Raw genomic sequence first — 23573 nt, forward strand, 5'->3', positions numbered from 1 at the left:
CCCAAGCTCAGAGCGCGAGTTCGATTCTCGTCACCCGCTCCCGGAAAGCCCCAGGTCAGCAGCCTGGGGCTTTGTCGTTGCGTGGACCTCTCCCAGGCGGCGCGCTATTCGTGTGCCACCACTTCCGTCGGATACGTCAGGCCGGGCGCCAGGCGGCGCAGGGGGAGCCGACCGAAAAGCCGAATGAGTCCTGCGGCCTCGGCCGCGGAGGGTAAGGGTAGACCGCGATCCCTTCCGCGCATACTCCAGTATGCTTGCCGTATGTCCTCTACGACTCGCATCACCGTCACGCTCCCCAGCGATCAGGTGGCGGAGCTCCGCAAGCTGACGGACAACGTCTCCGGCTACGTGGCGGACGCTGTGGCCCGGCAGATCCGGCACCAGCTGCTGGGCGATGACCTCCGCCGCCACGAGGAAGAGCACGGACACTTCAGCGACGAGGAACTCGCCGACGCCCGTTCGAAGATCTTCGGTGCCGCCGGCTCCTCCCATGACGCGGACGCCGCGTGAGTGAGCGCATCGAAACCGTTGTCCTGGACTCGGAAGGGCTCTCCGCCTGGATCGCGCAGGACCGCAAGCTCCTCGCCATGCTTCAGGTCTTCCACGACATGGGAGCCGATCTGGTGATCGGGGCGAACACCATCGTGGAAGTAACCCACTCCCGTACCAACATGCCTCGCCTGAGCTGGACCTTGTCCCGCGTCAAGGTGGAGCCGGTCACCGAGCAGGCGGCGAAAGCGGCGGCTGAGCTTCTGAAAGGCGCCGGACTGCACGGGCACAAGTACGCCATCGACGCCACAGTCGCCGAGGTCGCGCTCCGCCAGCCGAAACCCGTCGCCCTGCTGACCTCCGACAGCGACGACATGACCAAGCTATGCGGCAGCCAGGTCCGCATCATCCCTCTCTGACCTCCAGGCCACCCGGAGCACGAACCTCAGCAGGTTCTGGTGCGCCGCCGCCACCCGCGCCCCATCCGTGCCATCCGCACCGTGAAGCCTTCTCCGAGGACTGGCCGGCGCGGACCACTCCAGATGCCGGCGGACGTCGAGGAGGACGAAGCCGGGCAGCGTGATCTCCCGCTTGTCCGCTCGGGACTTGGGATCCCCGATCACGCTGGGGTGCACGGCCGACGTCGGCATCCTCGCGGCCTCCGGACGGCTTCTCCTGGCGGTCCTGGGCGCACTCGGCGCCCTCACGATCCACCTCGTCCTGCGCCCGGCCGGCCGCCTGATCGGCCGAGCCACGCAGAGCGACACCGACACCGTAACCACGCCGTCGTCCGCGTAGGCCGCGACCGGCACGAGGAACCCCACATCCGGGCCCTCCTCATCCAGCTCCTGAGCAGCACCGACCCCGGGCTCACCGGGGTACGCGTCCGCCGCCGTCCGGACGACACGGCCACTTTCGACGGCGCGCCCGGCGCCGAGCTCGAACACCTCGTTGCCCGGCTCGCGCTCGAACCCGGCGTCCGTGACCTCCACCGGCACTTGGCGAAGCAGAACCAGGGCCTGCCCGCGGAGAGGGTGCCGGCCTGAATCCGTCGGGCGCGTTCCACATACGGCCCCGAGCGTGGCGGGGAGAACCGCCGGTCAGCGCGTGTGCAGAGTGGTACGGAGCTGGGTCGCCCAGGCACGGGGGTGGGTGGTGTTGCCGTTGTGCCCGCCGGGAAAAGTGAGGACCGGCCGGCCGAGCACGTCGCCCAGGCGGTGGGCGGCCTGGTAGTCGAAGACCGTCGTCGGTGTGGTGCGCCCGGTGGCCGGCAGAACGCGGGTCGTGGTGGTGGCGAGGTGGTCGCGGCAGCCGGGGTCGGCGCGCAGGGCCGTGAACTCGGTGGTGATGAAGTGGGCGAAGTTGACTCGGCGCTGTTCGTCCATCGGCTGCGGGGTCAGATCGGGTTCGGTGTCGGCGTTGGCCGGGTCGATGCCGAGGGACGCCGCGATGGCCGGCAGGGCGGCGGCCAGGCCGCCCGTGGTGAACAGGGCCTGCAGATCGGCCAGTTCGCGACGGTGGGCGTCGGCTTCCGAGTCGAGCAGCCAGGGGGCGACGGGTTCGTGAGCGATCAGGGTGTCGAGCTGCTCGCCGTGATGGGCTGCCAGGTGCAGGCCGATGACGGCGCCGAAGCTGCATCCGAGCATGAGTGCCGGGCCGTCGGCGACGTGCGCGAGGAGCCGGTGGGCGTCGTCGGCGTGGTCGGCCATGGTGACGGGCCGCTCGGGGTCGTTGAGCACGCTGCGGGACAGGCCGCGGCGGTCGTAGGTCAGGACCGTGAAGTCGTCGGCCAGGGCGTCGACGAGATCGGTGGTGCGGCGGGCGTCGCCCTCGCCGCTCTGCGAGATGAACAGGAGCGGGCCTTCGCCGCGCTGCTCGAAGTGGACGGTCGCGCCGTCGACGTGCAGCGAGCCGGTCAGCATGAGAAGTCCTTCGTTCGGCAGGTGTTGAGCCCACGCTATCCCATCAGAACTGATACATCAATTTTGATGCATCGGCCCTGATGTACCTTGTCTGTGTGAACGGCATGGATCTGGCCCTGCTGGGCCGCACACTCATGAAGCTCGGCGAGGCCGCCATCCCCACCGAGGGCATCGGCGCCCACGGGACGAGCGCGCAGTCGGTGATCATCGTCGCGACCGACATCAAGGCACACCCGGCCACACCCGTCAAGGACGTCGCCGCGCGGACCGGCTTCCCCCAGAGCAAGGTCTCGGCGTGCGTCGCACGCCTGCGCGAGGCAGGGGCGGTCGAGACCCGCGCCGACCCGTCCGACCGCCGCCGCACCCTCATCAGCCCCGCCCCGGACGTCTCTCCCCGCGTCGCCGAAGTACGCTCTGCGGACATCGACGACGTCCTGACGCGCGCACTGGACGACCCGGAACGACTGAACGAGGTCAAGGCCGCGCTGAGCCTCATCGCCGGTCATCTCGGCCCGAGGGCCCTCACACGGATCGGCGACTGAGCCGGTGACCGACGAGGACACGCCGCGGGATGCCGATCGTGGACGCCGGCGGTCGGGCGGCCGTGCCACAACGTGCCAGCAGGGGCGGTGAACAGCGGCCAGTAGCGGACCCGACGAGGGCGGCCGGAACCACCCCCTCGGACATCTTTTCCGCAGTTCAGAGGCCATCTGATCGCTCAAGTGCCGGGTGATTCCCAAGCGCGGAGCGCGAGTTCGGTTCTCGTCACCCGCTCAGATGGAAGGCCCCGGGCTTGTCGCCTGGGGCTTCTGTGTGTGCAGACCTTTCTGGGTCGCCGTGCCACTCGTGTTCCCTCAAGCCCTCAGTGCGTCAGTGCGTCAGGCGTCACGCGTCAGCCTGCACGTCGGGCGGCACGAGGAAGCCGGGCGAGGGCGGAGGCAGGAAGGGTGCTCTCCCACTCAGCCGCCCGAGCCCGGCCACGGCCCCGCGGTCCGCCGATCGTCCGATGAGCGGCGGGGTCCAGTCCGCGCAGGCCGGGGTCGGTCCGATGGGCGTGATGACTCCTGCCATCTCCGTCAGGGATTTTTCCAAAGACCGCTCCATCACCGCCACGATGGACGTAGCGTGCATGGCCATGGGAAACCTCTTACGCCCCCGGGCCTGGGCGGAACGATCAACGGGTATGCCGGTGCTGCCAGGCGCGAGGTCGACCTGGCTCAGCACACTTCACACGCTGGTTGAGGAGTTGTCCGCCCGCGGGGAGCCGGGCTCAAGCGGTCAGGTGGCGCCGCCTCGGGCCGGGGGACTGCATCGGCACCAGCTTCAGCGGCTCGTCCGCGCCGGGCTGCTCTCTCAGGAGGGGGCGACGCTCGTGCCCAGTGCGGCTGCCGTCTCCTGGCGTCGGAGTGGTGATCCCGCCGCGCTCGTAGAAGCGCTCCACCGCAACGTCAGGTTCGTGGGCGAAGCGATGGACGCCTTGTCCTCCGGGCCTCGTACACATGAGCAACTGCTGGAGCTGGCCCGCGAGGAATTCGGCCTGCGGTGGGACACCGCGGCGCCCGTGCGCGACCGCACGGGGTGGCTCGCTGTGACGGGAATGGTCGGCCTCTTCGACCGCCGGGTCCACCTGACGGAAGCAGGCCGACGCGTCCTGGCGACCATCGAGCTGGGAGGGCCCGATCCCGACGAGCCCGGGGCCGTCGTGCGGTTCGCCCCCGCGACCGGGGAGATCGCCCGGCTTGTCGGACAGCTCGACGAGGCCGGCCTCAGGGGGAGGGCGGACGGCGCGAATCTCTACGTTCCGGGCACCGCTGCCGACGGGGGGACGCTGGACGCGCTGCAGGTGCTCACCGAGGCGGCCATCCCGTCGGTCAGTGACGCGGACTTCGCGCGCTTCGTGCGGAGGACCTTCCCCAGGGCCCGAAGCGAGGCCACGGCACGGACGGCCAAGGACACCCTGAAAGCGCTCGGGCTGATCCAGCGGACGTCATCAGAGAGCTGGACCGCCACCCCGGCCGCCCTCTCCTGGGTCGAGTCGGGCGAACCGCTGGACCTCGCACGCACCGTCCATTGCGCGATCGCGTTCTTCGGTGAGGTGCTGGGAGAACTCGACCACACGGCGCGGCCCACGACCGGCACGCTGACGGAACGCAGTGCGCTGTACCTCCCCGAGCGCGGCAGACCACTGTCCCGCAGCGCGGTCAACACCCGTCTGAACCTGCTGGATGCCTGTGGGCTCGTCACCCGGCTCTCGCAGACCACTTACCGTACGACGGCTCTCGGGCGAGCGTTCAGGGACTCGCTGCCCTGCTTCCGGCCCAGCGACGCCGCGGGACGCGCTCGGTCCGACGGGGCCGGCGGAAGCCTTCACCACGACGGCCCTTCCGGCACCACTCACCCACCCCTCTCGCCGGGTTCGCGCATCGCGGCGGAGCTGGAGGACGCCGCACGGGACAGCGCGAACCCCAAGCGCCTGGAGAAGGCCGCCGTCGTCGCGCTGGGCTACCTGGGCATGCCGGGCCGGCACGTGGGCGGCCGCGGAGCAGTGGACGGCCACGTGCGATTCGGTGTCGGCCGGGACGCGCGGGTACTGGCCGTCGAGGCGAAGACCTCGGCCACCGGTCCGGTCAGGGAACAGCCCTTGTACGGGTTGGCGGAGCACCGAGCGCGGGTCGGGGCACATGGTCACCTCCTCATCGGACCGGGCTTCGGACGTCGCATGCTCACGGAGGCCGACGAGGATCCCGCCATCGCCGTGATCGACACCGGGCTACTGGCCGAAGTCGTCCGTCGCCAGGAACAGACCCCGCTCACCCCGGCGCAACTGGCGCCGCTGGTCGACCCGGCCCTGAAGGCGGCTCAGCGCGGCGAGGCCGTGCGCGGGCACTGGGAGGCCCAGGACACGCGCAGCCGACTCGAGTACGCCCTGGTCGACATCTTGAACGCCGAGGCGGAGGACCCCCTGGAGGAGGGGGGCTGGCTCGATCTCACGTCGATCCGACGCGAGCTTCGCACCCGTGGACACCGCGTCGACGAGGGCACGGTCGTGGAAGCCCTCGACTTCCTGGCTTCTCCCCGGATCGGTGTACTTCAGCGCTCTGAGCGGCTCTACCGCTGCACGGCCGGCGTCCACACGGCAGGGCAGCGCATCAGGGCCCTCGGACACCAGTGGGCAGCGGCGGCAGAAGCGGCAGAAGCGGCGGCAGTAACAGAACTTCATCAGCGGACGCGCTCAGGAGAACGCTCCTCCCAGGCGTAGGGACACCCGGACGTGCCTCCTGGTCCGTCCGCCAGTCACCCGACCGCTCCGCCCCGCCGGGGCCGGGACGCCGGGTGAGAACATCGGGCGAGCCGTGAGGGGAAGAAGGCCAGTGGACGACGACAGACGCATCGCCCTGCTCATCGGCGTGGGTGAGAACCCGGAAGCGGAACACCTTCTCCCCTCCCTGGCGGACACGGTCGCCACCGATCTGCGCGTGCTCGGCGAGGCCCTGGAGGGCAGCGGCTACACGGTGGAGACACTGCTGAACCCCACCCGGAACGCGATCGCCGGACGCGTCTCCGCCCTGTCGTCGAGCGCGCCGCCCGGCAGCACGCTGCTCCTGTACTTCACCGGCCACGGCGTCCGTATCGGGACCACCGACTACTTGGTGCCGTCCGACGCGCGTGCCCCCGCCGGTGACAGCGCCGCCGGGTGGGAGCAGCCGCACATCCGGGAGTCGCTCCTGGAAGCCGACATCAGCCGATACCTGGCCCCGTGCGCGGCCGGCACCGTGCTGTGGCTGATCGACGCCTGCCGTTGGGCGGCGGAGGGGCCCGCTTTCGGCAGCAGCGTCGTCAAGGGGCCGCCGCACAGCGGCTTCGCCATGATGGCGAGCTGCGGGCCCGGTGAGCCCAGTGGCTTCGCGGAGAAGGGCAGCTTCTTCACCTCGGCGCTCGCGCGCGCCTTCGATCCCCTGACCGAGGCGGCCACCGTCGAGCAGGTGTACGAGCAGACCAAACATGACACCCGGACGCTGTCGATGCGCGCGCAGGCGGGTGCGCAGCGGATCACGATCCACTACGGCACCGACCTGGCCGAGCGGACCAAGTCCGTGGAGGTCGCCGAGGGCAGGCGGCTGCTGGAAGCCTGGCAGGACGCCGTCCGCGCACCTGTCCTCTGGGAGCGGGTCCCGGAGGGCGACGCGGAGACCGTCGCCCACTTCCAGGACTGTCTGTCCTCCTTGGCCACGCAGACCGCCCGGCAGGTCCACCGTGCGCAGCGGCGGCTGCCGGACCCGTGGACGGACGACGAGTTCCCGGTCCGCTTGCTGACCGACCGCCTGCCCCAGCTCCTGCCCAAGGACGCCGAGCTGTCCGCCCTGGAGGTCACGGCGCTGATCGCCGGCGTCCTGCTGCACGAGACGGCCTGGGCCGAGCGGCTGAGCCAGGCCGCCGAGCTGGTTCCCCAGCTCGTGCGGCGTCGCACCGGGGCGGACGACCAGCGGCGGCACTACGAGCAGATCACCGAGCACTACCCCCAGATCACCGAGAAACTCGCGCACGCGTACCAGTGGCTGCCCGACCCCGCGGACGACCGCCACGCCGTCACCCTGTGGCTCGTCCACCGCTGGATCGAGGAACGGTTCGCGACCGACGAGGAAGCCGTACCGACGGTGCCGGCCGACCACTTCGCCGCCCGGCTCCTCGACCTGCCGCAGCCGGCGGCCGGCGAGCGGCTCGGCGGCCGGGCGGCGGCACTGTCCACGGTGCTGCGCGCGGTCGCCGCGGGCGTCGCCATCGGTGCACCCCCGGACGACCGGCTACCGCCACCGGACCAGCACGTGGTCCGCAGAAGGCCGTGGCGCCTGCGCGTGCGCCCTCTCGCCGCGCTGCTACGGCTGGCGGGACTGCTCGCCTTCGACGCCCGGTGCCTGCCGGAAGTACTCGCCGAGCACCTCACCGTGTCCGACCCCGTGGTGCCGAGCGAGGTGGTCTCCGTGCTCCGGGACGCCTTCTGGCATCTCGACCGGGACGGGGGCGCCTGGTCGTACCTGCGTCTGGACGCGGTCTGCCCGCATCCCGCGATCCACGCGGCGCTCGCCTCGGTCGTCGAGGACGCCGACGACCTCGGTCAGCAGTTGCGAGAGTCGGCCCGTCGCCTTCCGCAGGACGAGGCCGTACTGATGGGCGGCCTCCCCGCGCGCCTGTCCGACCAGCAGCTCCGGGCGGACCGCGAGCACGGCGTGAACGCCTACGACGTCCCGCTCGCCCGGTTCTCGCTGGCGCAGACGGAGATCCGCCGGCTGCTGATGGGCGAGAAGCTGTACGAGGGCGAGCCCCAGCTCGCGCTCCGGGAGCTGTACCAGAACGCCATGGACACCTGCCGCTACCGGGAGATGCGTTCCCGGTACCTGCGGGGTCTGGGCCGCGAGCAGGGTGCCTGGGCGGGCCGGATTCGCATCGAAGTGGGTGAGGACGGCCACGGCCCCTACGTCGAGTGTGTGGACAACGGCGTCGGCATGACGTCCGACCAGCTGAAGAACACCTTCACCCGGGCCGGCCGCCGCTTCGACCAGTCCCATTCCTTCCGCCGGGAGCAAGCCGCGTGGCTCCGCCACGACAGTTCGCTACGGCTGTACCCCAACAGCCGTTTCGGCATCGGTGTCTTCAGCTACTTCATGCTGGCCGACGAGATGACGATCGTGACCCGGCCGGTCGGCCCGGACGGCCGCCCTGCCGCGCGGGCCCTACGCGTCGAGATCCCCGTCAGCGGCAGTCTCTTCCGGGTACGGGAGGAGGACGAGCGCGAGGGCGCCTCGCTGCCCGAGGGCGGCACGCGCGTCCGGCTGCGTCTGCGCGGGGCGGAGGTCCTGCCCGCGGACTCCGCCGTGTCGGTGCTGCGTTCGCTGGTGCTGATCAGCGAGTTCCGGCTGGAGGTGCGCGACCGCGACGGCACGGAGGAGGTCTGGCTGCCCGGTCGTCTCAAATCAGGAGAACAGAGGGGAGCGTTCTCGACCAGATTCGCCGTCGAGGCGGTGCCGGGCACGCTGTGGTGGGTCTCGGGCGCCGGGGCGATCGTGTGCGACGGGATCGCGACGGACAAGCGGACCTTCGGGTACGTGCTCAATCTGTCGGGTCCACAGGCCGGTGAACTGAGCGTCAACCGGAAGAAGCTGGAGTACTACGACACCCAGTGGGCGGCCGGGCGCATCCAGGAGGGCGCCCGCGCGCTGGCGGACAGCTCCGAGTTGAGCCTTCAGTGGCTGTGGAGCGTGGAGTCCCGGGAGCCCTCCGTGGCCCGCGCCCTCTGGGCGGCTCTGCGGGGTCAAGGCGTACTCGCCGCGGACGACTCCGGCCGGCGGGTGAACCTCGACGAGGTGGGCTGGTTCCGGATGGACGCCTCCCTGAAGAAGAACCGCGGGAGGCGGGAGGAGGAGAAGCTTTCGGAGGCGGTCCGGCCCTGGCGGCTGGCCGCCCTCGGCCCCGAGTACCGCACCCGCGGGGAAGCGGTCCCCCGGTCCCTCTCCGGCCACCCGGTTCCACGGCCGGGCTGGTCGGACGTGGCGGAGAAGGTCGGGAGTGACTGGCGCAACGCGGTCCTGGTGGCCCGCGCGCAGGGCGTCACCGTGGCGGAGGTACTCCGGGCGACCCGGGGCTTGCGCATCGCCCATCCACGGCTGGCGGGCCCGGCCGTGACCGGTGACGGAGCCCTGGACTGGAAGCCGGAGCTCACCGACTGGTATGTCATGCGGGGGCTACTGGGCAGCGAACCCGATCCGCTGGACGGCCTCAAGGTGTCCGTCTGGGGCCGCCCTCTGCCACCCGGGCCCCGGGCCTCCCACGAGATCTACTACCGGCACCCGCCCGGGGATCTCTCCGGTCTCGTCCGGGCCAGCGCGCACTCCCGTCAGCCGCTCGGTGAGCTGGCCCAGGCGTGTGCCCGGTACGCGCCCTTCGTGGGCGAGCCGCTGGGCGCCGTCCCGGACCACCACCGCGACCACGTGTGCACGGACGCCGAGCTGAAGCTGTTGTACCTCCAGGAGGGCAAGCACGACTGGCGGCCCGCCGTGCACCCCTGGGACGTCCCCCTCGTGGCGGCCGCGACCGGCCTGGACGTGGCCGAGGCGCAGCGGCGTACGGCCGAGTTCGCGTGGCTGGGCCGCCCCGTGCCCGATCCGGTCCTGGCCGCCCGGTGGGCCGCCGTCCCGCCGGAGGTGTCCGCCGTCCTGCGCCAGTACCTCGTCCCCGTCGCGGGCGCCCGGCCCGAACTGCCCTGGGCGGCCACCGTCGGACTGGCCGCGGAGTGCGAACTGACCGTGTGGGAGGCCGAGCGCGTCCTCGCCCGTGAGGCGGACGGCCTCGGAGTGGTCCAGCGGCGGCGCTACACCAAGCGCTCCCCCGGGCGGGACACGGTTCCCTCACCCGACACGGGCCACCTCGTCCAGTGGCTGCACCAGGAGGGCGTCCGGCTGGAGGACGGCGTGTCGCTCCGGGACCTCGCCTTCGTCCGCCCGCACGACATACCCTTCGATGAACTCTCCTACTTTCTGGACGAGTTGCGGCAGGCCGAGGTGGATCTCCCGGACGCGGCGAACCTGCTGCGCGCCTGGGACGACCTGCCCACGCCGAGCAGATACGCGTTCTCCGGTGAGGACCCCAGCTGGGACGGCGCCGACTATCCCGTGCCGGCGACCTCGGCGGTGTTGTTCACCGGAAGCCAGCGGCTGCGCCAGAAGCTGTCCGTCCTGTGGGACGTCGCGCAGCGGGAGGCGCAGAACCTGGGGCTGGGCCCCGGCCTGGTGGCCCCGCGCCCGCCCAAGGAGCTGCGGAAGTCCGTCCCGACATGGGACGAGATCGCGGCACTGGTCGAGGCCGGCCCGCACGAGGACGCGGGCAGCGAGTGGTTCGAGACGCCGCGTTGGCGCCCGCTTACCGCGCAGAGGCTGGTGGACTACGCTCGCGCCCGTACCATCGGCGCCCGCGCGGCGTACCGGGCTCTCGCCCCTTTCCGGGCCATCGGCGCTCTCGTGCCGGAGCTGACCGCCGAGGCGGAGGCGGCCCTGCCGGACGAGGTGCCCAGCGCCCACGACGCCGTGGCGGCCGACCCGGCGTACCGCGTCTCCGAGCCCGGCACCCCGTTGCTGCCGCTCGATCTGGTCAGCGTCGCGGGCCGTCTCGGGGAGTCGGTACGACACACCTGGCTACAGCGCGTCACGCCGTACCTCGCGCTGTGGGAGACTCCGTCGCCGATCACCGGCGTACCCGACGTCGTCCCCGGCTGGCAGGACCTGGCGATCCTCTCCGAGGGCCACGACGGGCAACTCCCGGCGCTGAGCGGTCGCGTAGGGCGGGACCGGCTGGAACGCTGTGCACGGGCGGTGGGCGAGACGCCCGAATGGGTACGGGGGCGCCTGGAGATCTACGCCGACATGTTCGCGCTCCGGCTGGAGGGTGCCGCCGACTGAACACCGGACAGACGAACCATGACGGGCGGCACCCGGCACGATCACGGTGTGCCGCACGCCGGCTGGTTTTCCGGCGAGAAGTTCCCCGGCTGTGGCGCGATCCGGGGACTCGGGCGACGAGCACCCGGTGAGGCGGGCACCACGAGGCGCGGCCACGGTCCGTGCGCCGGGGGGTAGGCAGCGGCGCCGCTCGACAGTCGCGAGGACGGTGCCCGGACCTCGCGAAGAGAGTAGGGACGCGCGGGCGGTACTCGGACCCCGCGCGGAGACGTCCGCGAGCGGCCCCGGGCTGTTCCGTGGCTGAGGGTCTCGTTGCCACCGACGTTCACCGTGAGGACGCCGCCGACCCCGGCTGGGCCGAGGTCGACGTGGTAGGGCCCCTCGGTTGTCCGCACCGGCGCACGGTGAAGCCGCCGTAGCGGCTCCTGCCGTCGCGGTAGCCAGCCACGAAGGAAGTCCGCCCGCACCAGCCTCACCAACCCCACCGGGCCGCATCCCTGGTCGTATCGCCCTGACAGAGCCTGACAGAGGACATCTCCGGTGCGGACCCCGTAACCGAGGCCCGTGAGGCCCGCCCCCCGCGCCGGGAACAGCCGGTCGGGGTGGCGCGGTTGCATCAAGCGGGGGACCGGCGCTGTGCGGGCAGGGGACACGGGGGCCGCCCGGTCGTCCGTCCCACCCCGTTCCGGGCCAGGATCAGCGGTGTGCCCGCCGCGTACTCGGATCACGACGTAGTTCCGCAGGAGGACTGTTTCTCATGACCGGCCAGCCTTTGACGCTCATGGCAGTGCACGCCCACCCCGACGACGAGGCCACCGGAACCGGGGGCATCCTCGCGCGGTACGCGGCCGAGGGCATCCGTACGGTTCTCGTGACCTGTACCGACGGCGGTTGCGGGGACGGGCCGGGAGGGGTCAAGCCGGGTGATCCCGGCCACGATCCGGCGGCCGTCGTCGCGATGCGCCGCCGGGAGCTCGAAGCCAGCTGTGACGTGCTGGGGATCAGCGATCTGGAGACGCTGGACTACGCCGACTCCGGGATGATGGGCTGGCCGGGCAACGACGCCCCCGGGGCCTTCTGGCAGACCCCCGTGGCGGAGGGCGCCGCCCGTCTCGCGGAACTCATGCGGCGCTACCGGCCCGACGTGGTCGTCACCTACGACGAGAACGGCTTCTACGGCCACCCGGACCACATCCAGGCCCACCGCATCACGATGGCGGCGCTGGAGACGATCTCGCTGACGCCGAAGGTGTACTGGACGACGGTGCCCCGCTCGGGGATGCGGCGGTTCGGGGAGGTCATGCGCGAGTTCGGCGCGGACCTGCCGGAGCCGGACCCCGCCGAGGCCGCCGCGATGCCCGAGATCGGTCTTCCCGACGAAGAGATCACCACCTGGGTGGACACCACCGCCTTCAGCGGCCAGAAGTACGACGCCCTGGCCGCGCACGCCAGCCAGGGCGAGAACATCTTCTTCCTCAAGATGGGCAAGGAGAGGTTCGGTGAGCTGATGGGCACGGAGACCTTCGTACGCGTCAGGGACACCACCGGCGCCGCCGTACCCGAGAACGATCTCTTCGCCGGGCTGCGCTGACGGAGCGGTGGGCGAGCAGTCCGGGAGAGAGCCGGCCCTCGTGCGCTCCACGCCGACCGGCACGGCGAAGGGGCCGAGCCGCGACCCGCGTCCGGATCTCCTCGAAGACCGGGTCGCGTGCTTCCAGATCGGTGCGGGGGGATCGGTGCGGGGGATCGGTGCGGGGGATCGGTGCGGCGGCGTCTGTCGCGGGGCGCCCGTTCCGGCCGGGGATCACGGACAGGTGGTGCCGGTCGCCGGGTAGAGGGAGACGTCCTCGGCTCGCATGCGGACGGCGTGGTCGGTGGAGAGATGACCGCGCTTGGGGGAGGTGTCCCAGACCCACAGGTCGTCGCCCTGCCTGGGGAAGGTCAGGACTGGCCGGCTCGTCGGGAGCGGGCCCGGCTGTACGGAGACCCGTTTGCCCGGTTCGACTGGCCGGAGGCACACGAGCCGCCCCTTGATGCCGAAGTACTCCGGTGGGCGCTCGCCTCTCATGGCCGCCCGGTACGTGCGCTCTCCGGCGGTCTCGGCCTCGTTCATGGTCCTGACCGACACCGCGAGGACGGCGAGCAGGACCAGGAAGGAGAAGATCACGTTCAGGTAGGCGCCCTGGGAGACGTGCAGGTTGAAGTACTTGGCCCACCCGTAGAGGGATACGTAGAACAGGGTGATGGCGAGGGTCAGCGCCACTGGTTCGAGGGCGACGAAATAGCGCCAGTAGAAGGCGATGTGCACGGCGGGCTCGGGGATGCCCATGACCTCTTCGAGGTAGGCGGTGTGGAGGAAGGAGCCGACCCAGGGGAGTACGAAGGGAAGCGGTGCGATGAGCAGGGGGAGGAGGATCAGCAGGTTGCGGCTCAGCCACGAGCGGGAGAAGGCGTGCCAGCAGCCGACGGCGGTCACCATGATCAGTAGTGCCAGGAGGAGCCCGCGGACCTGGGCCCCGAACCCGTCGGGGCTGTTCTCGAGCCACTGGTAGGACACCCCGGTGAGACCACCCACGAGGAACGCACCGCACCCGAGGCGCACCAGCCGGGGCCGCGACTCGTTCGCCGTGATCCAGTAGCCGACCGGCCCGAAGGACGCCAGAGGTGCCAGCAGCGCCAGGAACCGCCACGGCGAGGACGGCACGGCAAGCGTCCAGGCACACGCCAGGGGAACGAGTACGCCGAGGAGCGACCACGCCGGCCCCTCGAAACGCCGGAAACGGGCGCGTGCCGGCGACGATCCACCGGTCTCCGTCCGCGGTCTGGGCCCGACGGTCAGACGGAGGTCGCGGTGTTCGTCGTCGAAGGCCGCTCCGCTGTGCGTCAGGTCCGCCCATTCCTCCTTCACCCTGGCCTTCAGCTGTTCGCCGCTCTCTCCGGCGGCGAGCGGAACGGTCAGCACGTGGCCCGTGTCCGCGGCGCCCAGGGCTTCCAGGTGGCGCCACAGCCAGCGGTGGAACGTTCCGGAGTCCGGCGGTGTCCGCCGCACCACCCGCACCAGAGCGGTGTCCCGCTCCTTCTCGTGACGCACCAGTTCGGCCTCGCGAATCCGGAAGCCGACCGGGGGCCTGCTCAGCAGCCCGGCCGCCTGCGTGCGCACCGCGCCGACCGCCGTCTTCCGCTGGCCGTAAGCGAGGGCGTCCACCACCAGGACGACGCGTCCCTCGGCCGGCCTCAGCCCGTCGCGCCGCCGCGAGGGCCTCACCTTCCACCCCGGCTGGGCACCGAGCGCCTCGACCGCGCGCTCCACCTCGTCAGGGTCGTCGGCCCCCTCGACGATCAGCCGGACGCGCTGCGTCGCGGTGGTGGAGGCGGTGCCTCCCCGTCCGCTCTCGCCGTCGGACGGCCCCGCGTCCGGCCCCGGCAGCCCGGAGTCCCCTCCCCGGCCACTCCGGGACGGCACCACCGCACCCGGTCGCGTACCGCCGGAACGCCTCGCCCGTACGAGCGTGCTCAGAAGTCCCGCCATCCCTGTCCTCCCTGTGTCCCGGAGACGCGCGCCGGGAGGAAAGTCTGGCAGTGGGCACTGACAGGGCTCTTCCTGGTCAGCGAGTCGGCTCGCCGCATGGGAGTGCGGTGCCCTGTGCGGTGCCGCCGTCAGGAGCGGCGTCCCCCGGTCGGGTATCCGGCTCTCGGCCTGCTTCCTCCAGGGTGGGACGGGACGCTCCAGGCGCTGAGCGGCCGAGAGGAACCGTCCGGGTGCCCGGCCCGGCCCGCGTCCGCCCCTCGGTTCCCGCTACGGGCGGGGCTCCCGTTTCGCCTCTCCGTTCCTGACCGGACGCGTGTGGATCTTCGCGAGGCAGGCCGGCACGGCGGCGCCCTCCTCGTGGTCCCGGGCGCGGTACGCGCTCGGGCTCTCACCGACCAGTTCGGTGAACCGCGAGCTGAACGAGCCCAGTGAGGTGCAGCCGACCGCGAAGCAGACTTCCGTCACCGACATCCCGCCCTGCCGCAGCAGGGCCTTGGCCCGCTCGACGCGGCGCGTCATGAGGTAGCTGTACGGCGACTCCCCGAAGGCCGCGCGGAAGGCACGCGAGAAGTGGCCCGCCGACATGTGGGCGAGGCGGGCCAGCGCGGGTACGTCGAGGGGCCGGGCGTACTCGCGGTCCACGAGGTCACGCGCCCGGCGCAGACGGACGAGGTCCTCCAGGGTCGTCACCCGTCCAGCGTGCCACAGGGCGGGGCGGGGGCGTCTCCGTCGCCGCGACGCCGCCACGCCCGTGCGTCCTGCGTACCGGGCCCCGTCCTCACGCCGTGACGATCCCCCGCGCCCGTGCCGTGCTCAGCCACTGGGGGAACTCCTGGAGCAGCTGATCGTAGAGGTGAGCGTCCGAGAGGGTCCTCGGGGCGGGGCCCGCGGCGAAGAAGCCCGCGTTGTCGACCACTCGGCGGGCGGGCACCGGCAGGTCGTCGAGTCTGCGCAGGAAGCGGAACTCGTCGTGGCCGAAGCCGATGAACTGCCAGAAGATCGGCAGTCTCGCGGCCGTGCACAGGACGTGCTCGGCCGCCGCCTTGGAGGTGGGGCCCCCGTCCGTCTGGAAGATCACAAGCGCCGGGTCCTGGGCTCCGCAGGCGAGGTAGTGGTCGATGACGGCCTGCATCGCCACGTGATAGTTGGTGCGGCCCATGTGCCCCATGGACTCGTGGAGCGGGGTTATCCGGTCCCGGTAGGCGTCGAGGCTGATCTCGGCGGTCCCGTCGATGTCCGTGGAGAAGAAGAAGACCGGCACCACCCCGTCGTCGTCCAGGTGGGCCGCGAGGGCGAGGGTCCGCTCGGCGAGGTGCTGCACGGTGCCGTCACGGTAGAAGGGGCGCATGCTGCCGGAGCGGTCGAGCACCAGATACACGGCGGCACGCTGCCCCCCGGCCTCGTGCTTGGCCAGCGACACCGCCGCGCTCTTGTACAGGCTGACCAGTCCCGGGGCCCGGCCGGCGACCTTCTCCAGGCTGATGGCGGCGGTGCGCGCCCCGGACGGCGGAACCTCGCGGCCGGGAACCGGACGCTTGCGGTAGTCGACACGAGGGGCGGGGACGGCGTCCGGGCGAGGGCGTTTGCGGTAGTCGATGGTCATGCGACGTGATTGTGCTCCTCCTGCCCCTGCCGTGCCCGGCGTTCCCCCGGTCCGGCGGCCGGGCCGGTGAGCGCCCGGGTACCGAAGGCGCTACGCCTGCGCCCGTCTCCGCGCCCCGCCCGGCACCCTCCACCCCCCGGACACCGCCGGGAAACGGCAATGCGGGCGGGAGGTGGGCGGCGGGAACAGCCGTGCGCCGCTGGGGGGTTGGTACTCGGTGGGGCCGGTGGGGCGGATGCGGAAGTCCCTCGCGGTCTCGGTCCCGTTCTCGTTTCCTGATTCGAGGACTGGCCTCCTCCGACGAGTCGTTCGTGACGGGCCCCGGACGCCACGCGGCAGACCGCGCCCCAGGGAACACCGCCCCGGGGAACACCGCCCCGGGAGTGACGTACCTCATGCCGGAAATTTCCGTCGGGCCGGAATGCGGGAGGGGGGCCGGGTCGCTGCGCTGATGGGGGCCGCCTGCCCGGCCCCTCTTTTCGCGTGCGCCGGGCGATGGGGCCCTGCGCGGGCCCGGACCGGGGGGCCGCGGAACGCACGACCCCCGGAACAGTCCTGCCGTCCCCACCGGAGGTTTCCCCGCCATGCCCCTGGCTCTGCTCGCCCTCGCCGTCGTCGCCTTCGGGATCGGCACGACGGAGTTCGTCTCGATGGGGCTGCTTCCGCAGATAGCCGACGGCCTCGGCGTGTCCGTGCCCGAGGCCGGGCACCTCGTCTCCGCGTACGCGATCGGCGTGGTCATCGGTGCCCCGCTGCTCACCGGCCTCGGCGCCCGCGTCCCGCACAAGCGGCTGCTGCTCCTGCTCGCCGGGCTGTTCGTCGTCGGCAACACGGCCTCGGCGCTCGCCCCCGGCTACGGCTCGCTGTTCGCGGCCCGGGTGCTGGCCGGGCTGCCGCACGGGGCGCTGTTCGGGGTCGGCGCGGTCGTCGCCTCCCGGCTCGTCGCCCCGGAGCGGGCGGCCCGCGCGGTGTCCACGATGTTCCTCGGGCTGACGGTCGCCAACATCGTCGGCGTCCCCGCGGGGACCGCGCTCGGCCAGCATCTCGGCTGGCGGTACGCGTACCTCGCGGTCGGCGTGATCGGCCTGGTGTCCCTCGCGGCGCTCGCCGTGCTCGTCCCGCACCAGCCGCGCGGCGAGGGCGCCGGTATCCGCCGCGAGCTGCGCGCGATGGCCAACCGGCAGGTCGGTATCGGCCTCGCGACCGCCGTCGTCGGTTTCGGCGGCTGCTTCGCCGTGTACAGCTACCTCGTGCCGATGCTCACCGAGGTCACCGGCATGGCCGAGTCCTCGACGACCCTCGTCCTCGCGCTGTACGGCATCGGCATGACGCTGGGCACGCTGGTCGCGGGCCCGCTCACCGACCGGGCGCTGCGCCCGACCCTGTACGGCGGCCTGATCGTCCTCGCCGTCACCCTGTTCGCGTTCTCCTTCGCGGTGCACGTCACGGCGACGGCGCTGCTGTGCGTCCTGGTCATCGGCGCGGTCGGCTCGCTCATCACGACGCCGGTCCAGATGCTGCTGATGGCCAAGGCCGAACAGGCCCCGACGATGGCGGCGGCCTCCAACCACTCGGCCTTCAACCTGGCCAACGCCGGGGGCGCCTGGCTCGGCGGCCTCGTCATCTCGGCCGGCTGGGGCTGGACCTCCCCCGCGCTCGTCGGCGCGGCCCTCGCGGTGGCGGGCCTCGGCCTCGCCCTGCTCGGCGGCTTCATGGACCGCGGGGACGCGAGGGGCGCCCGCTCCGCCGTGATCGCGGGCGGCACCCCGGCCCCGGAGGCGGCGGCTTCGACCGGGACGGGTACGGCCGCGACGGCCGGCGCGGAGCCGGTCGCACGGGCCACGGCCGCCGGCACGGGGGCCGGGGAGCCCAGGACCCGCTGACGTCGTCGGGGCCGGGGAGCGTTCAGTCCTTCTCGGCCCGCCCGCGCCGCTCGATGTGCTCGCTGACGCGGACGCTCACCGTGCCCGTCGTCGCGAGTATCCCGCCCACCGTGGCGAACGGGGTCGACAGGACCAGGGCGGTGAGCGGACCCGCCCAGTCCCTGGCGACGGCGCAGGACTGGGCGTTGTAGACGCCCCAGTCCCCGGAGTCCGTACTCCGGTGCGGGTCCTCGCGGTACAGGTCCTCGCGCTCCTGGAAGGCCAGTCCGGAGCAGTCCACCTTGCCGAACTCCCCCGTGTAGGGCGTGAACATCTGCCAGGCCGCGTAGACCCACAGCAGACCGGCGAGGACGAGCAGCGCCACCCCCCAGGCCCGCAGACGCTCGGAACCCGACCTGAACCTGTCCACCACGACGAGCGGATGCACGTGTCTCTCCCCCTGAGTCGACCGGCGCGGGCCGGACAGCCCGCCCCCTGATGCCGTACGGCAGGCGGACTATAGCCAAGCCGCCGTCGCGCGGGTCAGGCGGCCGGGGCGACACCCTTGCCGGGGGCGGCTTCCGCGCCCTCCCAGGAGTCCGGGGCCCACAGCCCCGCGCGGCGCAGCGACTGGGGGCAGTGGCGGAAGATCTCGTCGATCTCCACGAGCAGCGCGAGCTTGGGGCGGCGGCCCTTGACCGTCATGGCGTCGAAGAACGGCGCGTCGGTCAGGATGCGGGCGCGGCCGTTGATCCGCAGGACGTCCATGGCGCCGGGTATCAGGTACAGCAGGCCCACGTGCGGGTTGTCGACGATGTTGCGGAAGCTGTCGCCGCGCCGGTTGCCCAGCCGGTCGGGCAGCGCGATCGTGCCCGCGTCGATCACGTGCGTGAAACCGGGCAGGTCGCCGCGCGGGGAGGCGTCGCAGTCGCCCCCGGCGCCGGCGGTCGACAGGACGCAGAACGGGCTGCGGGACAGCAGGTCGAGGTCCTCGGCCACGAGGCGGTCGTGCACCTTCTCGATCACGAGCGGCCACGGCTCCCCGCCCAGCCGCTCCTGTAGCTCCTCCACCGAGCCCAGCGGCACGTAGCCGGACGAGGGCCCGTACGCCGCCGCGGACGCGCGCGCGTACGCGGTCCCGTCCACGGACGGGGCGGAGGGGGCGGCGCCGGGGGCCGGAGCGGACGGCGGGGCCGGGGCCGGGGCGGGCGAAGAGGTGTGCGAGGACGACATTAGGCTTACCTTACCGCCTGCTCGCCGACCCGCCCCGGCCCCCGGAACCCTGGCCTCCGCCCCGGCCGGCGTGTGAAGCTCGGCGGTGGAGCCGCGGTACGGACACCGTCCGCACCACCTCGAACGGGAGGCCAGACCATGGCGATGTTCGGCAACGCCCACACCGTCGACCCGGCCAGGGCGCAGCACGACTACGCCCGGCTGCTCGGCCAGGGGGAGCAGGTGTACGCCGCCTATCTGCTGATCCGCGACACGATCCTGTTCACCGACCGGCGGCTGCTGCTCATCGACAAGCAGGGCATCACCGGGAAGAAGGTCGAGTACCACTCGGTCCCCTACCGCAGCATCACGCACTTCGCCGTGGAGACCGCCGGGCACTTCGACCTCGACGCCGAACTCAAGATCTGGCTCTCGGGCCACTCCACACCGATCGAGAAGACCTTCACCAAGGGCGTCGACATCTACGAGGTGCAGGCCGTCCTCACGCAGTTCGTGGCTCGTTAGGGCCGGGGGGGGGGCCACCGGCCCCCCCCCCCCCCCCCCGCGCGCCCGCCCCCCCGCCCCCCCCCCCCCCCCCGCCCCCCCCCCCCCCCCCCCCCCCCCCCCGGACCCCCGGGCCCCCCGCCCCCCCCCCCCACGCCCCCCCGCCCCCCCCCCCACACGCGCCACACCCCACCCCTATCTAAAACAAAACCCCCGGGGCCGTCGGCGGGGCGGGGGGGGGGGCGCGCGGGGGGTGGTGGGGGGGGGGTGGGGGGGGGGGGGGCCCCCCGGCCCCCCCCCCCGCCCCACGGGCTCGCCGGCCCACGGGCTCGCCGGCCCACGGGCTCACCGGCCCCCGGCCCACGACCCCGTGCTCACCTCACCCGATGTGGTAACTGTCCCCGTACACCTTCCAGTCCAGCGGCGGGTCCAGGTTGAGGTTGCCCGCGTCGAGGAACACGCGCTGCGCGGTGTCGACGCGGCTGGTGTCCTCGTGCGCCGACTCCTGCTTCATCGCCCACACCCTGGCGTCGAGGAAGGCGTTCAGCCACCGCGTCTCGTCGCCGCCCCGCGCGGGCGGCACCGCCGTGCGCAGCGCACGGGCCCGGATGCCGCCGAAACTCGTACCGCCCTCGCCGGGGCCGTGCATGACGATCGCGTCGTAGTAGATGAACTGCCCGAGCGTGCCGACCTGATCCGACACGCCCTGGGCGACGGCCGGGCCGAAGTAGACGCGGTCCCGTTCCTCGTTCTGCGCCCGCTGGAAGACCGGGTCCTTCGCCGCCTCCCGCCACGCGTCCTCGTAGGCCGCGCCCAGGCCCTCGTGCGAGTCCGTGCCGTTGACGGCGCGCAGCGCGGGCAGGAAGCGTTCGAGCCCGTTGCCGGGCGCGAGATCCGCGTAGTGCTCGACGAGTTCGAGCATGTCACCGGTGCCGGAGCAGAAGCCGATGATGCCGGCGGTGTAGCCGCGCCCGTCCCCGATGTCCTCGATGTAGCGGTACTGGTCCTTCCAGTCGAGGCTGGAGTTCTCCGCGCTGGAGACCAGCTGCATCGCGATCTCCTTCTTGGCGGGCTCGTCCAGCCCGCTCGCGGCGGCCGGGCGGACCGTCCGTCCCGGCGTCACGGCGGGTGCCTCCTGGGCGGCGGCCCTCAGGACCGGTGCGGTGGAGCCGGACGGGGAGGTGGTGGTCGTCGCGTACGCCGCCGTGGGGAGGGCGGCGAGAGCGACGAGGAGCGCGAGGGGCACGAGACGGCCGGGCCGCCCGGAGCGGCGGAGGACGGGTACGGAGGCGGTGGGGGAGGTGGTGCCCGAAGTGGTGCCCGAAGTGGTGTCCGAAGTGGTGTCCCGCGGGCTGCCGCAGGTATCCGGGGTGCGTCGCATGGGGGGAATCAACGCCCTTCCTGACACGAGGAGTTGGGGGACTCCTCTGTTAGGAAGCTTTACTATCAGAGTGCGGGCGCATCCGTACAGAGCCGCGCACGAGCCGGACCGGACCGGGACCGGCAGACCGGGGCCGCGGAAGACTGCCGGATACAGGCAATGCGCCCCGGGCCCCCCGCAGGGCATCCTCAGGACATCGGCCCACGGGGGAACACGGGGGAAGCACGGGGGAACCGGGGCCGTACGGGGGACCGGGGGGCGGGGGAAACGCCCGCGACGCGGGGCACGAGCCGCACCGGCCGGACCAGGCCAGGGGCGGCCCGCGCCTCCCGTCGCAGGCGCTCCACCCGGGCCCCGTCCACGTGGACCCGCCAGAGCCCGCGAGCGGTCAGTCCTCGATCAGGCGGGTGAGCGCCGACGTGAACGGGCGGGCCGAGCCGTCGCGTTCCCGCTGCCTGCGGACGAGCCAGCGGCCGGGCGCCAGCCCCGTACCGCCGTGTTCGGGATGGATCAGGTAGGCGGGCGCCGTGTTCTCGATCAGCCCGAGCGCGAGCCACTCGGGATCGTGGACACCGACCGTCCACCGGCAGGTCCCCGGGTCGGCCACGAGCGTGTGCGGATGACCGCCGCCCGTACCGCGCAACAGCTCCACTCCCCCGGCGGGCACCTCCTCGGTCAGCGCCTCCTCGGGGACGTCGAGCCCCGGCACGAGCGCCTCGGGCACGAGCAGCAGGTCCCCCTGCGCCTGGAGCGCGTCCAGCACGGGGATCGTCACCTCCCGCTCGACGTGCTCAAGGACGGACAGCCCGGTGCGCGAGGTGAGGTCGGCGAGCGACACGGGAGGGGCGCCGCGGACGGCGGACGGAGCGTTCGGGGACCGGGGGCCGGACGGAACCGCGACCGGAAACGTCATGAGATCACCTTTCGTGTGGATGAGTGCGTGTGGATGAGTGCGTGTGCGTGTGGATGAGTGCGTGTGCGTCAGGCTTGAGAGACGTGCGCGTGAGGGGGCGCCGGGAGAGTGCCCGGTGTGCCGGGGGCCCGCGGGCGGCGTCGGCGTACCTCACGTACGGCGCCGGAGCGTGGCGTACGCCTCGGCGTCGAGCCCGTACGTCCAGGCGGCGGCCCGCACGGGATCGTCGAAGTGGGGCGGGACGGTCAGCCCGTAGCCGCGCCGGGTCCCGTCCGGTTCGGGTGAGCCGTTGACGACGGTCAGGACGCGGACGGCACGGCCCCGCACCTGCGCGGGCAGATGGTAAAGGCGCAGTTCACCGCCCGGGTTGCCGGGGTCGGGACTGACCGCGAGCGGCGGCAGCCCGGTCTCGGCCAGGTACCTCTCCCAGCCGAGCCGTTCGATCGCGAGGCGCCGCACCTCGCCCCAGCTCTCCCCGTGGATGCGGGCGACACTCGGCGCGTCCAGCACCCAGCGCGGTACGACGGTGCCGTGGACCGCGCACAGCGAGGAACCGTCGCGGTGGACGAGGGCGGGGCCCGTGTCGTGGTGCGGGCGCAGGGTGCGGTGGGCGCCGAGCGGGACGCTCTCGGTGTGCAGGACGGCCGGCCGCTCGGTCATCACGCACTCCTCGGGGCCGGGCCACCACCACGACGCGGACCGGGCGAGTTCCGCCCACAGCCCGAGGTGGTGCTGTTCCTCCCGGTCCAGGCGGAACCCGCGCCCGAACCGGTGGTGCGCCTCCAGTTCGGCGATCCAGTAGGCGTCGTACTGCCCGTGCCACACCTGCCCGGCCCCCCGGCCGTGGGCGGCGGGGAGCAGCGCGGAGCGCAGGGGCTCCAGCACGGCGTGCCGCAGGGTCCGGGTGAGGGGTTCGGTCAGGGCGTACTCCACCACGATGTGCGGCGGTACGCCGAGCGCGCGGGCGGCGGCCGGGCCGAGGTTGCGGGCGCGGAACTCGTCCACCGGGCCCCAGCCGGGGTCCCAGGACAGTGGTCGCAGCCGGCTCTCCAGCCCGAACCGCAACCGGTGCACGGCGTCGGCCAGCCGGGCGGGCACGGTGCGGCGCGAGTCCTCCTCGCGCGGCGCGCCGCGGAACGGGATCGCCCGGGTGCCGAGTTGCTCGTCGAACGCGGCGGGGGAGGCGACCCAGCGGAAGCGTGGCGGCGGGGCGCCGATCAGCCGGTGCAGGCCCCGCACGGCCGCCTCGGCCCGGTCGCGGTCGGCGGGCTCGGTGGACAGGGCGTGGCGCAGCCAGTCCTCGCGCAGCTCCGCGAGGGAGTCGAAGTCGGGCGCGGAACGAGGGACGGGGCCGGGGCCGGAGGTGGCCCTCGCGCGGCGCGAGGCCGCGGGCCCGGTCAACGGACGGAGGCGGTGGCCGCCCTTCCGTACAGCACAACGGGCGCGCCGGGCGCGGGCGTTGTGCGGGAGAACGCGTCAGTCATGGAACCGAGCGTGCGCCACCGGCGGCCGGGAACGCAACCCCCTTTTTCCGCCCGCGGTCCCTTTCCGGCCGGGAAACCGTTCCGGTTCCGGCCGGGAAACCGTTTCCGGCCGGGAGACCGTCGCGGCACGGAGGCTCGTCGCGACACGTGCACCCCTCGCGACACGGATACCTTCCACAGCCTGGACACCCACCACGGCCCGGTCACCTTCCGCCTTCTCGTCCGTG

Annotated in this window: 19 protein-coding genes; 8 read left to right on the plus strand and 11 right to left on the minus strand. The window is 72.7% G+C overall.

All coding sequences use genetic code 11. The features are described from left to right. Positions 1 to 261 precede the first annotated feature (261 nt). Positions 262 to 510 carry a hypothetical protein gene (locus ACFYMP_RS22680; RefSeq protein WP_388860578.1) on the plus strand — a complete coding sequence of 83 codons (249 nt, stop codon included), beginning with the start codon at positions 262 to 264 and terminating at the stop codon, positions 508 to 510. Beyond that, a complete protein-coding gene (locus ACFYMP_RS22685) occupies positions 507 to 908 on the plus strand; it encodes a DNA-binding protein (protein ID WP_388860581.1) in 402 nt (133 codons plus the stop codon). The genes ACFYMP_RS22680 and ACFYMP_RS22685 overlap by 4 nt, the downstream gene beginning before the upstream one ends. On the opposite strand, the gene ACFYMP_RS22690 is transcribed toward ACFYMP_RS22685, so the two are convergent. After that, complete coding sequence (locus ACFYMP_RS22690) at positions 873 to 1487, minus strand: hypothetical protein (protein ID WP_388860584.1); 615 nt, start codon at positions 1485 to 1487, stop codon at positions 873 to 875. The genes ACFYMP_RS22685 and ACFYMP_RS22690 overlap by 36 nt on opposite strands. 102 nt (positions 1488 to 1589) lie before the next feature. Continuing rightward, positions 1590 to 2411 carry an alpha/beta fold hydrolase gene (locus ACFYMP_RS22695; protein ID WP_388860587.1) on the minus strand — a complete coding sequence of 274 codons (822 nt, stop codon included), beginning with the start codon at positions 2409 to 2411 and terminating at the stop codon, positions 1590 to 1592. A 104-nt stretch (positions 2412 to 2515) separates the two neighbouring features. Here ACFYMP_RS22695 and ACFYMP_RS22700 point away from each other — a divergent pair, with 104 nt between their 5' ends. Further along, positions 2516 to 2953: a MarR family transcriptional regulator gene (locus ACFYMP_RS22700; RefSeq protein WP_388860915.1), complete on the plus strand. Its 438-nt coding sequence runs from the start codon at positions 2516 to 2518 to the stop codon at positions 2951 to 2953. A gap of 343 nt (positions 2954 to 3296) precedes the next feature. Here ACFYMP_RS22700 and ACFYMP_RS22705 read toward each other — a convergent pair whose 3' ends face one another. Continuing rightward, positions 3297 to 3548, minus strand: a complete 252-nt coding sequence (locus ACFYMP_RS22705) for a hypothetical protein (protein WP_388860590.1) — start codon at positions 3546 to 3548, stop codon at positions 3297 to 3299. Positions 3549 to 3867: 319 nt separating this feature from the next. Between ACFYMP_RS22705 and ACFYMP_RS22710 the strand changes: the two genes are divergently transcribed. The 3 genes from ACFYMP_RS22710 (at position 3868) to ACFYMP_RS22720 (ending at position 12449) form a co-directional block, all read left to right on the plus strand. After that, positions 3868 to 5670, plus strand: coding sequence for a hypothetical protein (locus tag ACFYMP_RS22710; protein ID WP_388860593.1), 1803 nt, complete (start codon positions 3868 to 3870; stop codon positions 5668 to 5670). Positions 5671 to 5782: 112 nt separating this feature from the next. Continuing rightward, entirely contained in the window at positions 5783 to 10858 is a 5076-nt protein-coding gene (locus tag ACFYMP_RS22715) for a caspase family protein (RefSeq protein ID WP_388860596.1), read from the plus strand. A 757-nt stretch (positions 10859 to 11615) separates the two neighbouring features. Beyond that, positions 11616 to 12449, plus strand: a complete 834-nt coding sequence (locus ACFYMP_RS22720; protein ID WP_388860599.1) for a PIG-L family deacetylase — start codon at positions 11616 to 11618, stop codon at positions 12447 to 12449. A gap of 213 nt (positions 12450 to 12662) precedes the next feature. Here ACFYMP_RS22720 and ACFYMP_RS22725 read toward each other — a convergent pair whose 3' ends face one another. The 3 genes from ACFYMP_RS22725 to ACFYMP_RS22735 form a co-directional block, all read right to left on the minus strand. Next, positions 12663 to 14387, minus strand: a complete 1725-nt coding sequence (locus ACFYMP_RS22725) for a hypothetical protein (protein WP_388860602.1) — start codon at positions 14385 to 14387, stop codon at positions 12663 to 12665. Between the two features lie 267 nt (positions 14388 to 14654). Further along, the gene (locus ACFYMP_RS22730) at positions 14655 to 15077 is read right to left on the minus strand and encodes a helix-turn-helix transcriptional regulator (RefSeq protein ID WP_388860605.1); all 423 of its coding nucleotides are present in this window, start codon (positions 15075 to 15077) and stop codon (positions 14655 to 14657) included. A gap of 88 nt (positions 15078 to 15165) precedes the next feature. Next, positions 15166 to 15990: a vWA domain-containing protein gene (locus tag ACFYMP_RS22735; protein ID WP_388860608.1), complete on the minus strand. Its 825-nt coding sequence runs from the start codon at positions 15988 to 15990 to the stop codon at positions 15166 to 15168. Between the two features lie 584 nt (positions 15991 to 16574). Here ACFYMP_RS22735 and ACFYMP_RS22740 point away from each other — a divergent pair. Beyond that, positions 16575 to 17873 carry an MFS transporter gene (locus tag ACFYMP_RS22740; RefSeq protein ID WP_388860611.1) on the plus strand — a complete coding sequence of 433 codons (1299 nt, stop codon included), beginning with the start codon at positions 16575 to 16577 and terminating at the stop codon, positions 17871 to 17873. Between the two features lie 22 nt (positions 17874 to 17895). Here the strand turns inward: ACFYMP_RS22740 and ACFYMP_RS22745 are convergent, their stop codons facing one another. Next, positions 17896 to 18300: a hypothetical protein gene (locus tag ACFYMP_RS22745; protein ID WP_388860614.1), complete on the minus strand. Its 405-nt coding sequence runs from the start codon at positions 18298 to 18300 to the stop codon at positions 17896 to 17898. A gap of 95 nt (positions 18301 to 18395) precedes the next feature. Continuing rightward, positions 18396 to 19085, minus strand: a complete 690-nt coding sequence (locus ACFYMP_RS22750) for an MSMEG_1061 family FMN-dependent PPOX-type flavoprotein (protein ID WP_388860617.1) — start codon at positions 19083 to 19085, stop codon at positions 18396 to 18398. Positions 19086 to 19223: 138 nt separating this feature from the next. Here ACFYMP_RS22750 and ACFYMP_RS22755 point away from each other — a divergent pair, with 138 nt between their 5' ends. Further along, positions 19224 to 19589, plus strand: coding sequence for a PH domain-containing protein (locus ACFYMP_RS22755; protein ID WP_388860620.1), 366 nt, complete (start codon positions 19224 to 19226; stop codon positions 19587 to 19589). A 358-nt stretch (positions 19590 to 19947) separates the two neighbouring features. Here the strand turns inward: ACFYMP_RS22755 and ACFYMP_RS22760 are convergent, their stop codons facing one another. The 3 genes from ACFYMP_RS22760 to ACFYMP_RS22770 form a co-directional block, all read right to left on the minus strand. Next, a complete protein-coding gene (locus tag ACFYMP_RS22760; protein WP_388860623.1) occupies positions 19948 to 20949 on the minus strand; it encodes a chitosanase in 1002 nt (333 codons plus the stop codon). 388 nt (positions 20950 to 21337) lie between these two features. Next, positions 21338 to 21862 carry a hypothetical protein gene (locus tag ACFYMP_RS22765; RefSeq protein WP_388860626.1) on the minus strand — a complete coding sequence of 175 codons (525 nt, stop codon included), beginning with the start codon at positions 21860 to 21862 and terminating at the stop codon, positions 21338 to 21340. Between the two features lie 150 nt (positions 21863 to 22012). Then, complete coding sequence (locus tag ACFYMP_RS22770; RefSeq protein WP_388860628.1) at positions 22013 to 23263, minus strand: DUF6745 domain-containing protein; 1251 nt, start codon at positions 23261 to 23263, stop codon at positions 22013 to 22015. Positions 23264 to 23573: the final 310 nt, after the last annotated feature.

The sequence above is a fragment of the Streptomyces sp. NPDC007088 genome (assembly GCF_042869355.1).
Taxonomy (GTDB): Bacteria; Actinomycetota; Actinomycetes; order Streptomycetales; family Streptomycetaceae; genus Streptomyces.